The following is a 15,476-nucleotide window of genomic DNA, read 5'->3' on the forward strand; positions in this document are numbered from 1 at the left end:
ATAGCACAACGCCCGCGCTTCCAGCCATGGAAACGCGGGCGTTGTGTCTGCGAGGCGGCGAAAACTACTCGGCCACTTCCTTGCGCAATGAGGGCGCTTCGGCCTGCGTGGGCATGGTCGCCGAGATCACCCGCGCACTGCGCTTGAAGGTGAAGTAGGCCCAGGCCCAATCCGCCATCACCATGATGCGGTTGCGGAAGCCGATCAGGAAGTACACGTGCACGAACAGCCAGAACAACCAGGCCGGGTAGCCCGAGAACTTCAGCTTGCCGACCATGGCGATGGCGGCCTTGCGACCGATGGTGGCCAGCGAACCGTAGTCTTGATAGACGAAGGTCTCGGGCTTCTGTCCCGCGATGCGCTGCCTGATATTGCGCGCCGCCACCCGCCCCATCTGCTTGGCCGCCGGCGATACGCCCGGCACCGGCTTGCCATCGGACTGCGCGGCCGCCAGGTCACCGATCACATACACATCCTCATGTCCGGCGATATTGAGCTCCGGCGACACCGGAACGCGACCGGCACGATCCACCTCGACCCCGAGTTGCTTGCCCAGCGGCGAAGCCGCGACACCCGCCGACCAGATCACGGTGCGCGTGGCCAGGCTCTGCTCGCCGTCGAAATTGGCATAGCGCACGCAGGTCTCGTCGATATGCACCACGCGACAGCCGGTACGCACATCCACGCCCAGCTTTTGCAACTGCTCGCGCGCCTTTTCCGACAGGTCCGGTGGATAGGCCCCGAGTACCCGCTCCGAGCCTTCCACCAGCACCACACGCGCCGAATGCGGATCGATATTGCGGAATTCGCCAGACAAGGTATGCCGGGCGATTTCCACCAGCGTCCCGGCCATTTCCACGCCGGTGGCACCACCGCCGATGACGGTAAAGGTCAGCCACTCCTGGCGGCGCCGTGCATCGGTTTCGCGCTCGGCCCGCTCGAAGGCCATCAGGATGCGCTTGCGGATCTCGAAGGCGTCTTCCAGCGTCTTCAGACCCGGCGCCAGCGCGCTCCACTCATCATGTCCGAAATAGCTGTGGGTGGAGCCGGCCGCGACGATCAGATGGTCATAGGACAGCACGCTGCCGTCTTCCAGCGTGACGCTCTTGCCGGCGGTATCGATGCCGGTGACTGCGGCCATCAGGGTGGTCAGATTGCTCTGGTGCGCCAGGATGGCGCGGATCGGCGCGCTGATGGCCGGCGCCGACAAGCCGGCCGTCGCCACCTGGTACAGCAGCGGCTGGAACAGGTGGTGGTTGCTGCGATCGATCATGGTGATGCGCAGGTCGGCACTGGCCAGCTCGCGCGCGGCAGCCAGGCCGCCGAATCCACAACCGATGATGATGACATGGGGCATCGCCTTCCTTTCAAAAGTAATGTGTTGTTCTGCCTGTATGTACCCACCGGCTCACGCCGGATCAGGCACTACAGATGTCCCCTACTCTCTATTCGGATGCACCTGCAGACGGGCACGCGGCTCCCCTTGCGGCCGTGACACCCGGGGACATTGCAGCAAGCTTGATGTCCCTCATTGCAGAAGGACAGGTTCTCATACTTTTGGTTCGAAATCACTGGGACAGATTGTCCCGGCCGGCAAGCACGCAAGCGCATGCGCCCAAAGAAAAATCCCCCACGCCTTGCGACATGGGGGATTTCTCTGTCGGTGACCCGCCGGCAGCCTTGTCAGCGCCGGCGCAGCCTGGACTTACTGCGGGTCTTGCGGAGCAGCTGCTTCGCTACCCTCTTCAGCCTGGGCAGCCTTCATCGACAGCTTCAGGCGACCGCGGTCGTCGGTCTCCAGGACCTTCACGCGCACTTGCTGGCCTTCCTTCAGGTAGTCGGCCACGGCATTGACGCGCTCGTTGGCGATCTGGCTGATGTGCAGCAGACCATCCTTGCCCGGCAGGACCTGGACGATGGCGCCGAAGTCCAGCAGCTTCAGGACGGTACCTTCGTAGACCTTGCCCACTTCCACGGAAGCGGTCAGTTCTTCGATACGGCGCTTGGCTTCCTGGCCAGCCGATGCATCCACGGAGGCGATGGTGACCACACCTTCGTCGCTGATGTCGATCTGGGTGCCGGTTTCTTCGGTCAGCGCGCGGATCACGGCGCCGCCCTTGCCGATCACGTCACGGATCTTTTCCGGATTGATCTTGATAGTGATCAGGCGCGGTGCGAAGTCGGACAGCTCGGCACGACCGGCCGGGACGGCTTCCTGCATCTTGTCCAGGATGTGGTGGCGGCCTTCCTTGGCCTGCTCCAGCGCGACCTGCATGATTTCCTTGGTGATGCCCTGGATCTTGATGTCCATCTGCAGTGCGGTGATGCCATTGGCAGTACCGGCCACCTTGAAGTCCATGTCGCCCAGGTGATCTTCATCGCCCAGGATGTCGGTCAGCACGGCAAACTTGTTGCCTTCCTTGATCAGGCCCATGGCGATACCGGCCACGTGCGACTTCATCGGCACGCCGGCGTCCATCAGTGCCAGGCAGCCGCCGCAGACCGATGCCATCGAGGAGGAGCCATTGGACTCGGTGATTTCCGAGACCAGGCGCACCGAGTAGCTGAACTCGTCAGCTGCCGGCAGTGCGGCGATCAGCGCGCGCTTGGCCAGGCGGCCGTGGCCGATTTCACGACGCTTCGGGGTACCCACGCGACCGGTTTCGCCGGTGGCGAACGGAGGCATGTTGTAGTGGAGCATGAAGCGGTCGGTGTATTCGCCCAAGAGGCCGTCGATCTTCTGCTCGTCACGGGCGGTACCCAGGGTCGCGATGACCAGGGCCTGGGTTTCGCCACGGGTGAACAGGGCCGAACCGTGGGTACGCGGCAGTACGCCGGTACGGATCGAGATCGGACGCACGGTGCGGGTGTCGCGACCGTCGATACGCGGCTCGCCTTCCAGGATCTGCGAACGCACGATCTTGGCTTCCAGGTCGAACAGGATGGAACCGACTTCGGCAGCGTCAGCAGCCACGCCGTTGTTGGCAGCGGCTTCAGCGACCAGGGCTTCGTTGACCTGGGCCGAGACGGCCTTCAGCTTCTCGGTACGGGCTTGCTTGTCCTTGGTCTGATAGGCTTCGCGCAGCGGGCCTTCGGCCAGTTGCGACACGCGGGCAATCAGGGCTTCGTTCTTGGCCGGGGCGGTCCACTGGACTTCCGGCTTGCCACCGTCGCGCACCAGCGCGTGGATGGCTTCGATGACGGCCTTGGACTGGTCGTGACCGAACACGACCGCGCCCAGCATCACTTCTTCGGACAGCTGGTCGGCTTCCGATTCCACCATCAGCACGGCGGTTTCGGTACCGGCCACCACCAGATCCAGTTGCGAGGACTTCAGCTGGGTCTGGGTCGGGTTCAGGACGTACTGGCCGTCGATGTAGGCCACGCGGGCGGCGCCCACCGGGCCGTTGAAGGGGATGCCGGCCAGCGACAGGGCAGCCGAGGCACCGATCATGGCGGGAATGTCCGGATCGATTTCAGGGTTCACCGACAGCACGTGGATGATGACCTGGACTTCGTTGAGGTAGCCTTCCGGGAACAGCGGGCGGATCGGACGATCGATCAGGCGCGAGGTCAGGGTTTCCTTTTCGGAGGGCTTGCCTTCACGCTTGAAGAAACCGCCGGGGATACGACCGGCAGCATAGGTCTTCTCGATGTAGTCGACCGTCAGGGGGAAGAAATCCTGGCCGGGCTTGGCTTCCTTGCGGGCCACCACGGTAGCCAGGATCACGGTGTCTTCCACCGAGACCACGACGGCGCCGGAGGCCTGGCGGGCGATTTCGCCGGTTTCCAGGGTGACTTGATGCTGACCGTACTGGAAGGTCTTGCTTACTTTATTGAACACGGTATTTCCTTTCTTTTATGGAGCCTGCCCCGACTGTGTCCGCGGTGCGCGACTTCCTTTTGCCGACAGATTTTCAGGCGCTGTCGTTCACCTCACCACAGTGTCCGGCGAAACCGGTCACTCACGACGAACGCGGCATTGATCAGACAAACAGCCTGCCGCGATGAAACAATGATCTATTCCTGCCCGGAGGGAGTTGCGCTCCGTTGCGCCCCGGCCTACGCCTGAGCTTGCGGAATCGCAAAAAACAAAATGCCCGCGTCAACGAGTGACGCAGGCATTTCATTGTGGTCCCGGGGCAGAGCCCGGAGACCCAGACGCGAAGTCAAATTACTTACGCAGACCGAGTTTCTCGATCAGGGCGCGGTAACGGTCGGCGTCCTTGTTCTTCAGGTAGGACAGCAGGCTCTTGCGACGGTTGACCATCTTGATCAGGCCACGACGGGAGTGGTGATCCTTGACGTGGGCCTTGAAGTGGCCGTTCAGGTCGTTGATGCGTGCGGTCAGCAGCGCGACTTGCACTTCCGGAGAACCGGTGTCGTTCGTGCCGCGGGCGTTTTCGGAGATAATGGCAGCCTTGGCTGCTTTTTCGATGGACATTGCTTTTACCTTTCACAAGCGGTGTGCGGAGCGTCAAATGATGTGCCCTGCATACCGTGAACAAAAAATGAGAATCCGGCCAACTCGGCCGGACGCGAAATTATATAGCAAAAAGCCATTCCAACCAACATTCGCAGACAGGATCACACCTGAACGCCCCATCCATCCCCGGGCGAAGATGCGATACCGGAATGACAACAAGAGGAAATTGACCATGAAGCAACTCTCCCCCCTCCTGCGCCGCGGCCGCCCGCTGCTGGCCGCAGCCCTGCTGGCCAGCGCCGCACTGAGCGGCTGTGCCTCGCTGTTCCAGCCGCCCGTGACGCCCGGCGAGAGCGAAGAACAGGTAGTCGCCCGCCTGGGCGCGCCCAGCAATGTGTATCCGGATGGCGACAGTCGCCTCTTCGAATACGCTGCCGGCGCCTTCGGCCAGTATCAGTACATGGCCCGCGTCGGCCCTGATCATCGCCTGGTTTCCTACCAGCAAGTCTGGACGATCGAAAACTTCCGCGCCATCCGCCCCAAGCAGGATACCAAGCTTGACGTGCTGCGTCGGGTCGGCCGCCCCACCGAAGTGACACGCTATGCCCGCATCCCCTTCGAGGCCTGGAACTACGGTTTCAAGGAAAGCGGCGTATGGAATTCGCAGATGACTGTCTACTTCACCGACCAGGGCATCGTGGAAAAGGTCGAGAACGGCCCCGATCCGCGCTTCGACGACACCCGCTCGCGCTTCTGACCCACCCGCTGCCGCCATGAAAAAGGCCGCCCGCTCTGCACTGCAGCGGGCGGCCTTGTCACGAGGACGATCGGTCAGACTCAGACCACGGTGGCCAGCGCCAGCGTGAACAGCAGGGCCAGCACCGAGACCAGCGTTTCCATCACGGTCCAGGTCTTGAAGGTCTGCGGCACGGTCATGTTGAAGTATTCCTTGACCAGCCAGAAACCGCCGTCATTGACGTGCGACAGGATCAGCGAACCGGCACCGGTGGCCAGCACCATCAGCTCCGGACGCACGCCACCGACGGTGGAGACGATGGGCGCGACGATGCCGCAGGCGGTGGTCATGGCGACCGTGGCCGAACCGGTGGCCACGCGGATCAGTGCTGCGACGAACCAGCCCAGGATCAGCGGCGACAGATGCGCATCGGTGGCGATACCGACGATGGCCTTGGAGACGCCGCCATCCATCAGGATGCGACCGAAGCCGGCACCCGCACCCACCACCAGCGTGATGCTGGCGATCGGGGCCAGACATTCGTTGCTGAATTTCAGGATCTGGTCGGCGCCGAAACCACGGGCGCGACCGAAGGTCCAGAAGCTCACCAGGGTGGCGATCAGGAGCGCGATGACCGAATTGCCGATCAGGCGCAGGAAGTCATTGGCGAAGGTCTTGGGCGCGAAGAACAGGTCAGCCCAGCTACCGATGAGCATCAGTGCCACCGGCAGCAGGATGGTGAAGAGTGTGATGCCGAAGCCCGGCAGTTCACGGTCCTTCTTGCTGTCATCGACGAATTGCGAGATCAGCGGATTGTCCGGATCGGGAATCACCACCTTGGAGATCAGCTTGCCGAAGATCGGGCCGGCGATGATGGCCGTGGGAATACCCACGATCAGCGCAAACAGGATGGTGCGACCGATATCGGCGCTATAGGCGGTCACCGCCAGCAGCGCGGCCGGGTGCGGTGGAATCAGACCGTGCACCACTGACAGGCCGGCGACCATGGGGATACCCACCAGCACCATGTTGGTACCGGTACGCTTGGCGACGTTGAAGGCGATCGGCACCAGCAGCACGAAACCGACTTCGAAGAATACCGGCAGACCGACGATGAAGGCCACCGTCATCATGGCCCAGTGCACGTTCTTTTCACCGAAGGCCTTGATCATGGTGTTGGCGATGCGCTCGGCGCCACCGGACTCGGCCATCATCTTGCCCAGCATGGTACCCAGCCCCACCACCAGTGCGATGTGACCCAGCGCGTTGCCCACGCCGGTTTCGAAGGCCTTGACGATGTTACCCATCGGCATGCCCACGGACAGGCCCAGCAGCAGCGAGACCACGATCAGCACGATGAACGGATTCATCTTGAATTTGGCGATCAGCACGATCAGTGCAATCACCGCTACCAGTGCATAGACCAGTAGCGCACTCCCTTGTACAGCCTCCATCTGTTGCTCCTCTTCAGAAGGTAAAAAGACACCCACCGGCGATACCACACCCCTGCCGGCAAACATGAACTGCCAAATCGAACAGAACTCTTGAAACCTTAAAATCATCCAAATCACTTAAATGATTTATATGATTTAGATTATTTGGATTATTTATACGACCCAGGTCATTCGCTGCACCTGTGTCATCAGCAGGCTGCATCGGGATACTTGACGACCCCTCCGATGCCAGCCCGCCAGGCCATCAGCGCTTGAAGGCCACGCAATCGACCTCGACCTTGCAATCCACCACCATGCTCGACACCACGCAAGCGCGGGCCGGGGGATTGGCGCCGAAGTATTCCTTGAAGACCTTGTTGAAGGACTGGAAGTCGCGCGCGTCATCCAGCCAGACGCCACAGCGCACCACGTGTTCCGGTCCGTAGCCGGCTTCCTTCAGGATCGCCAGCACGTTCTGGATGGCCTTGTGCGATTGCGCCACGATGCCGCCATCGATGACTTCGCCGTTTTCCATGGCCACCTGACCCGACACGTACAACCAGCCGTCAGCGGCCACTGCGCGTGCGAATGGCAGATGCTGACCACCGGTACCGCTGCCGCCTTCCACGCCAAATCGTTGAATACTCATTGCTGCTCCTTCACTTTGATTCACATTGAAACTTGAAAAACCGAAAAAAACCTAAGCCCGGCTTCACCGTATTCAGGCGGCTTCCTTCTGCAATTTGCGCGCCAGGAAGCGACCGGAGCGTGCAGCGGTGGCCTGCTTGTCCTGGCCGCGATAGGCCAGCTGGCCGTTGACCCAGACGCCCTCGATGCCATGTGCCGGCTGCATCGGATCGGTAAAGCTGGCCGCATCACGGATGGTGTCCGCATCGAACAGCACCAGGTCGGCGTGATAGCCAACCCGCACGAAGCCGCGCAGGTCCAGCCCGAAGCGTTGCGCCGACAGGCCGGTCATCTTGTGCACGGCGGTGGCCAGCGAGAACAGCTTCTGTTCGCGGCTGTAATAGCCCAGCACGCGCGGGAAGGCTCCCCACAGGCGCGGGTGCGGTAGCGGATCGTTGGGCAGACCGTCGGAACCGACCACGGTGGCCGGATGCGAGAGGATGCGATTGACATCGTCATCGGACATGCAGTGATAGACCGCGCCGGCCGGCATCAGGCGCCCGGCCGCCGCATGCAGGTCCACACCCCACTCGGCGGCGATCTGCTTCAACATCTTGCCGCCCTGCTCCGGATGCGGCTCGGACCAGGTGACCTGGATGTAGTAGTCGGCCGTCACCTGCTTCAGATCCAGCGTGGACGAGCTGGCGGTATAGGGATAGCAGTCGCAGCCCACGTGCTGGTGCCGCGCCGCCGCCTCCAGCGCCTGCAGCACTTCGCTGCTGCGGCCCCAGTTTTCCACGCCGGCACATTTCAGGTGCGAGATCACCACCGGCACGCGGGCGTGCTTGCCAATGCGGAAGGCCTCGTCCATGGCATCGAGGATGTCGGCGAACTCGCTGCGCAGGTGGGTGGCATACATGCCACCGAATTCGGCCAGCGGTTCGGCCAGGGACAGCACCTCCTCGGTGGGCGCATTGATGGCATTGCCGTAGGCCAGACCCGTAGAGAGGCCCAGCGCGCCGTGCTCCAGCGCCTCGCGCAACTGGGCGCGCATGCCGTCGATTTCGCTCTGCGTGGCAGCGCGGTCCAGACGGTCCATATGGTTGTTGCGCAGGGCCGTGTGGCCGACCAGCGCGGCCACGTTGATGGACGGTTGCGCGGCATTGACGGCCTCGACATAGCTGGCAAAGGTCGGATAGTGGAAGGCCTCGGATTTTCCCAGCAGGTTCATCGGGTCCGGCGGATCGGCCTTGAGCGTCACCGGCGCGGCGCTGATGCCGCAATTGCCGACCACGACCGTGGTCACGCCCTGCGACAGCTTGGGGAACATCTCCGGGGTGCGGATGACGTTGGTGTCGTCATGCGTATGCACGTCGATGAAGCCGGGCGAAAGCACGCGGCCGGTGGCATCGATCTCCTGCGCGGCATGCCAGTGGTCGAGCTGGCCGATGGCGGCAATGCGGCCCTTGTGGACGGCCACGTCGAGCACCTGGGGCTCGGCGCCGGAACCGTCGATCACCAGGGCGTGACGGAACAGGGTGTCGCAACGACGCTCCCCGTCCTCGGTATGGGTGGTGGATATCATGTCAGTCTCCCAGCGGCTGGTGCAGGTCGCCCCCGCCGCGATGTGCGTCGAGCACGTACTTGAGGCGGCGCAGCCGTTCCTGGCTGCTTTCCTTGTGCAGCAGGGCCAGCTCCAGCACCAGCATGTCCAGCGTCGCCATCATGGCGTAGCGCGACGAGGACGGTTTGAAAATCAGGTCGGTCTCCAGCGTCTTGATGGGCAAGAGCACATCGGCCAGCCTGGCCAGTGGCGAACCGAGGGCAGTGATGGCGATCAGCTTGACGCCATATTCCCGCGCCACCTCGCAGCTGGCCAGCAGTTCCGGCACGCTGCCGGTGGTGGAGAAGACCAGCAACACGTCTTCCTTGTCCAGGGTGGCGGCCACCATCTTCTGCAGCACTGCGTCGTGGTAGGTCGCCACCGGTCGCCCCAGGCGCACCAGGCGATAGCGCGCCTCGTCGGACATCATGGTCGAGCCGCCGCCCATGCCGAAGCAGTAGATCATGCGCGCGCCCTGCAGCAGGTGCGCGGCTTGCATCAGCATGTCGGGGTTGAGCATGGCGCGGTTCAGCTCCAGCACCGCATGGATGTCGCGATAGACCACGTCGGCCAGTTCCGGCGGCTGTTCCGACGGCAGGGTCTTGGCGCCATCGAAGAAACGCTGCCCCACTGCCACCGCCTGTGCCAGCAGGAACTTGAATTCACGCACGTCGCGGCAACCCATGGCCTTGGCAAAGCGCGTCACGCTGGCCACCGACACCCCGGCCTTCTCGGCCAGTTCACCGATGCTGGCGCTGGCGGCGGCCGAGAGGTCGCCCAGGATGGCCTCGGCCACCTTCTGTTCGGCCAGTCGCAAGGTGCTGCTACGCTCGCTGATGCGGGAAATGATGTCCAATGTCTGCGCCATGGGAGTGGAATGTTCAGGCCGGCGGCAAGCCCCAAAAAAGCGCACGCCGGATGCACCAAAAAGAGCCGCGAAAATAATTTATGTTATTTACTAACACGGCATAAACATAGTAAATTCAAGGCTATTATTACGTCAATCCTAATTTCACAGGAATTAATGCGATGAATGATACAAACTACCACGGACCCTACCAGCCAGGCATCGTCGACCCGCTCAACAAGGGTCTGGGCGCCCTGCCCCAGCCGCTGCCGCCGCAGCAGGCCGGCAGCGTGCGCTGGAACCTGCTCAACGAGGACATCAGCCTGCCGGCCGCGGTGTTGTATGAAGAAAAGATCGCCCACAACCTGAAGTGGATGCAGGAATTTGTCGGCCAATACCAGGTCAAGCTGGCCCCGCACGGCAAGACCACCATGGCGCCCAAGCTGTTTGCGCGCCAGCTCGACACCGGCGCCTGGGGCATCACCCTGGCCACTGCGCACCAGACCCTGGCGGCCTATCACCACGGGGTGCGCCGCGTGATCATGGCCAACCAGCTGGTGGGCAAGCGCAACATGGCCATCATTTCGGAGCTGCTGGCCGACCCCTCATTCGAATTCTTCTGCCTGGTCGATTCGGCCGATCTGGTGGAGCAGCTCGGCCGCTTCTTCGCCGAACGCAAGCAAACCCTGAACGTCCTGCTGGAACTGGGCCCGGCCGGCGGTCGCACCGGCGTGCGCGATGCCGACCAGCAGGCTGCCGTGCTGGCCGAGATCGAACGCTGGGACAGCCTCGCCCTGGCCGGGGTGGAAGTGTATGAAGGCGTGCTCAAGGAAGAGGTCGATATCCGCCGCTTCCTGCAGCGCGCCGTGGCCTGTATCGGCGAACTGGCCGCGCAGGGCAAGCTGGCGCGCCGCCTGGCGCACGGTCCGGCGGTGCTGACCGGGGCCGGTTCGGCCTGGTACGACGTGGTGGCCGAAGAGTTCGGCCAGGCCGATATCGGCGCGGCCCTGGACGTGGTGCTGCGCCCGGGCTGCTACCTGACCCACGATGTGGGCATCTACCGCGCCGCGCAGGCGCAGATCCAGGTGCGCAATCCGGTGGCGCACAGCATGCGCAGCCAGTTGCAGCCGGCGCTGCAGCTATGGGCCTACGTGCAATCCATCCCGGAAAGCGACAAGGCCATCATCGCCCTGGGCAAGCGGGACGCCGCCTTCGATGCCGGCCTGCCGGCGCCGGTGACGCGCTTCCGTCCGGGCCATGACACCCAGCCGCAGGCCACGCCAGCGCACTGGGAAGTGACCGGCATGATGGACCAACACGCCTACCTGAAGATCGCCGCAGGCGACGACATCAAGGTCGGCGACATGATCGCCTTCGACATCTCCCACCCCTGCCTGACCTTCGACAAGTGGCGTCATCTGGTGGTGGTGGATGCCCGCTTCGATGTCACCGACATCGTGCAGACCTTCTTCTGAGGCCACCCGGTTCATCCGGGTTTTCTTCCCGGTTCTTATTCATTTTCGTTCCTGCGTACTTCGTCTTCGTTTCAGCACAACATGAGCAAGCAGATCCTCGCCTATGGCGAAGCCATGGTGGAATTCAACCAGAGCATCGCGTCGCCGCGCAATTTCCTGCAGGGATATGGTGGCGACACCTCCAACTTCGCCATCGCCGCCGCCCGCCAGGGAGCGGCCTCGGCCTATGTCAGCGCCGTCGGCGATGATCATTTCGGACAGGACCTGCTGGCCCTGTGGCAGCGCGAGCAGGTCGACGTGCAGCATGTGGCCGTGCGCCCGGGTGCCAGCACCGGCATCTACTTCGTCACCCATGACGACAGCGGCCATCAGTTCCACTACCGCCGCGCCGGCTCGGCGGCCAGCCAGTATCAGACGGCCGACCTGCCGCTGGAGAGCATCGCCGGCGCGGCTGCCCTGCACCTGTCGGGGATCAGCCTGGCCATCAGTGAAAGCGCCTGCGAAGCAGGCCTGGCCGCTATGGCCCAGGCCCGTGCCGCCGGCGTGCCGACCTCGCTGGATACCAATCTGCGCCTGCGTCTGTGGTCGCTGGAGCGCGCCCGTGAAAAGATGGAACAGGCCTTCGGCCTGTGCGATATCTGCCTGCCGAGCTGGGAAGATGTGTCCATGCTGACCGGACTGGAAGACCGCGATGCCATCGTGGATCGCCTGCTGGGCTATGGCGTGCAACTGGTGGCCTTCAAGCTGGGCAAGGAAGGCTGCTACGTGGCCACACCCCAGGAGCGGCGGATGGTGGCGCCCTATCCGGTACAGGCGCTGGATGCCACCGGCGCCGGTGACTGCTTCGGTGGCGCCTTCATGGCCGAGCTGATGCGTGGCAGCGATCCCTTCGCGGCGGCGCGCTACGCCAACGTGGCCGCAGCTCTGTCCACCACCGGTTATGGCGCGGTGGAACCCATCCCCACCCGCAAGCAGGTCGAAGCCGCACTGCACGCGGCGGCCTGAATACCCGATCCGATCAGCGGCGGCGGGCCACCAGCAGCATGCCCGCCACCGGCTGTCGCACTTCCTCGCGCAGGATCTCGTCGCTGTCGTGCAGCACCTCCATGCCGTGCGCCTGCAGTACCTGCTGTACGTAATCGCGCCCGTGGCGATAGCGACCGCTGGCATGCAGGCAATAACCGGCCTCGGCGGGGTCCTGGGCCGTCAGCGCCTCGACCGTGAAGGCGAAATAGCCGCCACTGCGCAAGGCACCGGCGACCGCGCCGAAGACCTGATCCAGGTCGCCGAAGTAGATCATCGTGTCGGCGGCGGTGACAAGGTCGCAGGATTGCGGATGCCGCGCCAGGTAGTCGCCGATCTCGGCCTTCTCCAGATGGGCGTAGAGCCCGGTGCTGGCGGCCTTTTCCAGCATCTTGCCGGCCAGGTCGACGCCGATGATGCGATGCGAGAACGGCGCCACCTGGGCCGCGCACAGACCCGTACCGCAGCCGATGTCGACGGTGGCGAACTGGCGTGACGGCGCCAGCAGCCGCGCCAGGCCCTGGGCGATCAGGCTGGGGCCACGATAGGCCAGGCTTTGCAGCAGGTTGGTCTCGAAGGTCTCGGCGTAGCGGTCGAAGTGCGATTCGATGTAGCGGTCCGAGGCACGGGCGGGCACCTCGTCCTGTGAGCAGGCGGCCAGCATGTGGGCTGCGATCGGGTTGTCCGGTTGCTCTTGCAGCCAGGCGCGATAGGCTTGCGCGGCCTCCTCCAGACGGCCGAGGAAATAGAAGGAAATCCCCACCATCTCCCAGGACTTGCCCTCCATCGGCGGCAGCACGTAGGCGCGGCACTGGTAGTGCGAGGCCTGCATCTTGTCGCCCGCAGCTTCATGCAGGCTGCCCAGGTGCAGCAGGGAGGGCAAGAACTCGGGGGCAATTTCCAGCGCCCGCTCGAAGGCCGCCATGGCGTCTTCCCGGCGCTCTTGCTGAAGCAGGGCGGCGCCCAGGTTGTTCCAGACGGTGTGGTCTTGCGGCGTCAGCGCCAGCGCGTCGGCGTAGGCCTGCTCGGCGTCTTCCACTTGGCCCAGCGCAAACAGCACGTTGCCCAGGTCGTTGTGCCAGGCCGCGTTGTCGGGCTCCAGCGCGCTGGAGAGCTCCAGCTTGTCCAGCGCCTCTTCATGGCGCCCGGCCTGATGCAGCCAGATGCCGTAGAAGTGCAATGCCACCGGCTCGATGGGATCCTCTTCCAGCACCGCCTCGTAGACGGCACGGGCCTCGTCCAGGCGCCCGGCCATGTGGGCGTCGATCGCCGCGTGCAAACGCTTCTGGTGGGCGTGCTGCGTCTGCTGCTGGGGTTCAGGCATGGACTGGTCTCCCGGAAAGGACATCGGATCAAGGCGGCACGCGTGAGAATGCAAGCCTTCGTCTTTACATGTTCTTTACAAGTCTGACGCAGCCCGCCCTTTCGGGCAATGCCTGATTCTCTGCCATCCATGCCTCATCACCGGCCCGGAATGCAAAAAGGCCGCCCCGGGACCGCACCCGGGGCGGCCTGACGACACCTTCACCTTGCCGACGGCCCTACTGTCCGGCCAGGCTATGCCCGATGCTGCCCAGGCGGCGCAGCGCCTGGTCCAGTTCGCGGGTAAAAGGATGACCGCAGCAGATGCGCAGGAAATGCCCATAGCGGTTGGAATTGGAAAAGATCGCTCCCGGCGACACCCCCACGCCCTCGGCCAGCGCCCGTTCGAACATCTGCTGCGAGCACACCTGCACCGGCAGCTCCACCCACAGGCCGACGCCGCCATTGGGCACATTCAGGCGCGTGCCCTCGGGGAAATAGGCCGCAATCGATTCGGCCATGCGTTCGCGCTGCTCCTTGAGCAACTGGCGCAGGCGGCGCAGGTGGCGGTCGTAGGCCGGGCTGGCGATGAAGTCGGCGGCGGTGACCTGGGTCCATTCCTCGTTGGCGCGGGTATGGGTGAACTTGAGCATCTTGACCCGCTCATGCCAGCGCCCCCCATTCATCCAGCCCAGGCGCATGCCCGGCGCCAGCACCTTGTTGAGGGAAGCACAATAGATCACATTGCCGCTGCGATCACGGCTCTTGAGACTGGACGGCGGCACGTTGCCATCGGCCAACTCGGTGTAGGCATCATCTTCGATCAGCGGCAGGCGCAATTCTTCACACAGGCGCACCAGCTTGTCCTTGTGCTCGTCGGGCATGATGCAACCCAGCGGGTTCTGCAGGTTGGGCACCACCACCACGCCCTTGATATTGCCGTAGGTGCGCACCGCCAGTTCCAGCGCCTCCACCGAGATGCCGGTATGCGGGCTGGTCGGGATCTCCAGCGCCTTCATGCCCAGGTTTTCCAGGGCCTGCAACAGGCCGAAATAGGTCGGCGACTCCACGGCGATGGTGTCACCTGGGCCGGCCACCGCCCGCAGGGCCAGGTTGAGCGCTTCGATACAGCCGTGGGTGACCACCACTTCTTCGTGATCGATGCGCATGCCATGGTGTAGCGCCCGCCGCGCCACGGCCTGCCGGAAGGTGGCATTGCCGTTGTGCGGCATGGCGCTGGTGAGCAGCTCGGGGCGGTCGCGCAGGGCACGCATGGCGGCCTGCTTCAGGGTTTCCACCGCATACAGCTCGGGCGCGCAGGTCATGCCGGAAAGGTCGATGCGCGGCGCACCGCTCTGGCGCAGGGCGATGTATTGCGACACCTTTTCATGGATGCCGGCGTACTGCTCGGGATCGATAGCCATCAGGCTCTTGGGCTCCTGCACCGGGCGGATGGCCGAGCGGCGCGGCTGGCGCACGAAATAGCCGGAACGCGGACGGGCTTCCAGCCAGCCGCCCTCCTCCATATGACGCAGCGTCTGCAAGGCGGTGGACAGGCTCACCTGGTGCTGGCGCATCAGGTCGCGCACCGAGGGCATGCGGTCGCCGGCCACCAGGGTGCCGGACTGGATCGCGCCCTGATAGTGCTCCGCCAGGCGCCGGTACAGCGGCTGGCGGGCGCCTTCCGGGCTGACCGTGGGCGCGCCGGCATGAGCGCCAACATCAGCGCCAACATCGGCGCCAGATTCAGCACCAGATTCAGGAATGGCCGGCGGTAGCGCGGGCTTGAGATCGGGGAGGTGGAGGCTGGTATCCATAACAGTCATCATCTTCTTCCGGCAACAACCAGAACAGATACAGAGTATTCGAAAAGCAACGGTAACAGAGCAAAAAAACGGCCGCTGTTACGCAGCAGCCCGAATTTTCCTGTGCCTGTTGCGCTGCCTGGCGACTCCCTAGACTGCACTCATCCCCACCACGACGGAGCAAGCCATGCCTACCCCC

General features: G+C 63.7%; 12 protein-coding genes. 3 read left to right on the forward strand and 9 right to left on the reverse strand.

From position 1 onward, the window contains the following. Window positions 1–64: 64 nt before the first annotated feature. The 3 genes from HBH1_RS23450 to rpsO all read right to left on the reverse strand — a co-directional run bounded on the left by HBH1_RS23450 (window position 65) and on the right by rpsO (window position 4,444). Window positions 65–1,357: an NAD(P)/FAD-dependent oxidoreductase gene (locus HBH1_RS23450; protein ID WP_102664581.1), complete on the reverse strand. Its 1,293-nt coding sequence runs from the start codon at window positions 1,355–1,357 to the stop codon at window positions 65–67. A 348-nt stretch (window positions 1,358–1,705) separates the two neighbouring features. Next, window positions 1,706–3,844: a polyribonucleotide nucleotidyltransferase gene (gene pnp, locus HBH1_RS23455; RefSeq protein ID WP_102664582.1), complete on the reverse strand. Its 2,139-nt coding sequence runs from the start codon at window positions 3,842–3,844 to the stop codon at window positions 1,706–1,708. A 330-nt stretch (window positions 3,845–4,174) separates the two neighbouring features. Beyond that, on the reverse strand, window positions 4,175–4,444 hold the full coding sequence (rpsO, locus tag HBH1_RS23460) for a 30S ribosomal protein S15 (protein WP_006712917.1): 270 nt from the start codon (window positions 4,442–4,444) through the stop codon (window positions 4,175–4,177). Between the two features lie 214 nt (window positions 4,445–4,658). Between rpsO and HBH1_RS23465 the strand changes: the two genes are divergently transcribed. Beyond that, window positions 4,659–5,183: a hypothetical protein gene (locus HBH1_RS23465; RefSeq protein WP_102664583.1), complete on the forward strand. Its 525-nt coding sequence runs from the start codon at window positions 4,659–4,661 to the stop codon at window positions 5,181–5,183. Between the two features lie 80 nt (window positions 5,184–5,263). Here HBH1_RS23465 and HBH1_RS23470 read toward each other — a convergent pair whose 3' ends face one another. The 4 genes from HBH1_RS23470 to HBH1_RS23485 all read right to left on the reverse strand — a co-directional run bounded on the left by HBH1_RS23470 (window position 5,264) and on the right by HBH1_RS23485 (window position 9,693). Then, window positions 5,264–6,616 (reverse strand): GntP family permease, encoded by a 1,353-nt coding sequence (locus HBH1_RS23470; RefSeq protein ID WP_006712915.1) that lies wholly within the window; start codon window positions 6,614–6,616, stop codon window positions 5,264–5,266. A gap of 244 nt (window positions 6,617–6,860) precedes the next feature. After that, complete coding sequence (locus HBH1_RS23475; RefSeq protein WP_006712914.1) at window positions 6,861–7,244, reverse strand: RidA family protein; 384 nt, start codon at window positions 7,242–7,244, stop codon at window positions 6,861–6,863. 72 nt (window positions 7,245–7,316) lie between these two features. Beyond that, window positions 7,317–8,807: an N-acyl-D-amino-acid deacylase family protein gene (locus HBH1_RS23480; RefSeq protein ID WP_102664584.1), complete on the reverse strand. Its 1,491-nt coding sequence runs from the start codon at window positions 8,805–8,807 to the stop codon at window positions 7,317–7,319. A gap of 1 nt (window position 8,808) precedes the next feature. Then, the gene (locus HBH1_RS23485; RefSeq protein ID WP_006712912.1) at window positions 8,809–9,693 is read right to left on the reverse strand and encodes a MurR/RpiR family transcriptional regulator; all 885 of its coding nucleotides are present in this window, start codon (window positions 9,691–9,693) and stop codon (window positions 8,809–8,811) included. A 161-nt stretch (window positions 9,694–9,854) separates the two neighbouring features. Here HBH1_RS23485 and HBH1_RS23490 point away from each other — a divergent pair, with 161 nt between their 5' ends. Together HBH1_RS23490 and HBH1_RS23495 are read left to right on the forward strand one after the other, a co-directional pair. Further along, window positions 9,855–11,147 (forward strand): amino acid deaminase, encoded by a 1,293-nt coding sequence (locus HBH1_RS23490; protein WP_102664585.1) that lies wholly within the window; start codon window positions 9,855–9,857, stop codon window positions 11,145–11,147. An 81-nt stretch (window positions 11,148–11,228) separates the two neighbouring features. Continuing rightward, window positions 11,229–12,152 carry a sugar kinase gene (locus HBH1_RS23495; RefSeq protein WP_102664586.1) on the forward strand — a complete coding sequence of 308 codons (924 nt, stop codon included), beginning with the start codon at window positions 11,229–11,231 and terminating at the stop codon, window positions 12,150–12,152. A gap of 13 nt (window positions 12,153–12,165) precedes the next feature. Here the strand turns inward: HBH1_RS23495 and HBH1_RS23500 are convergent, their stop codons facing one another. Together HBH1_RS23500 and HBH1_RS23505 are read right to left on the reverse strand one after the other, a co-directional pair. Further along, the gene (locus HBH1_RS23500) at window positions 12,166–13,494 is read right to left on the reverse strand and encodes a tetratricopeptide repeat protein (protein ID WP_102664587.1); all 1,329 of its coding nucleotides are present in this window, start codon (window positions 13,492–13,494) and stop codon (window positions 12,166–12,168) included. A gap of 217 nt (window positions 13,495–13,711) precedes the next feature. Beyond that, entirely contained in the window at window positions 13,712–15,289 is a 1,578-nt protein-coding gene (locus tag HBH1_RS23505; RefSeq protein ID WP_102664588.1) for an aminotransferase-like domain-containing protein, read from the reverse strand. Window positions 15,290–15,476: the final 187 nt, after the last annotated feature.

It is taken from the genome of Herbaspirillum sp. BH-1 (assembly GCF_002870055.1).
Lineage (GTDB): Bacteria > Pseudomonadota > Gammaproteobacteria > Burkholderiales > Burkholderiaceae_D > Herbaspirillum > Herbaspirillum frisingense.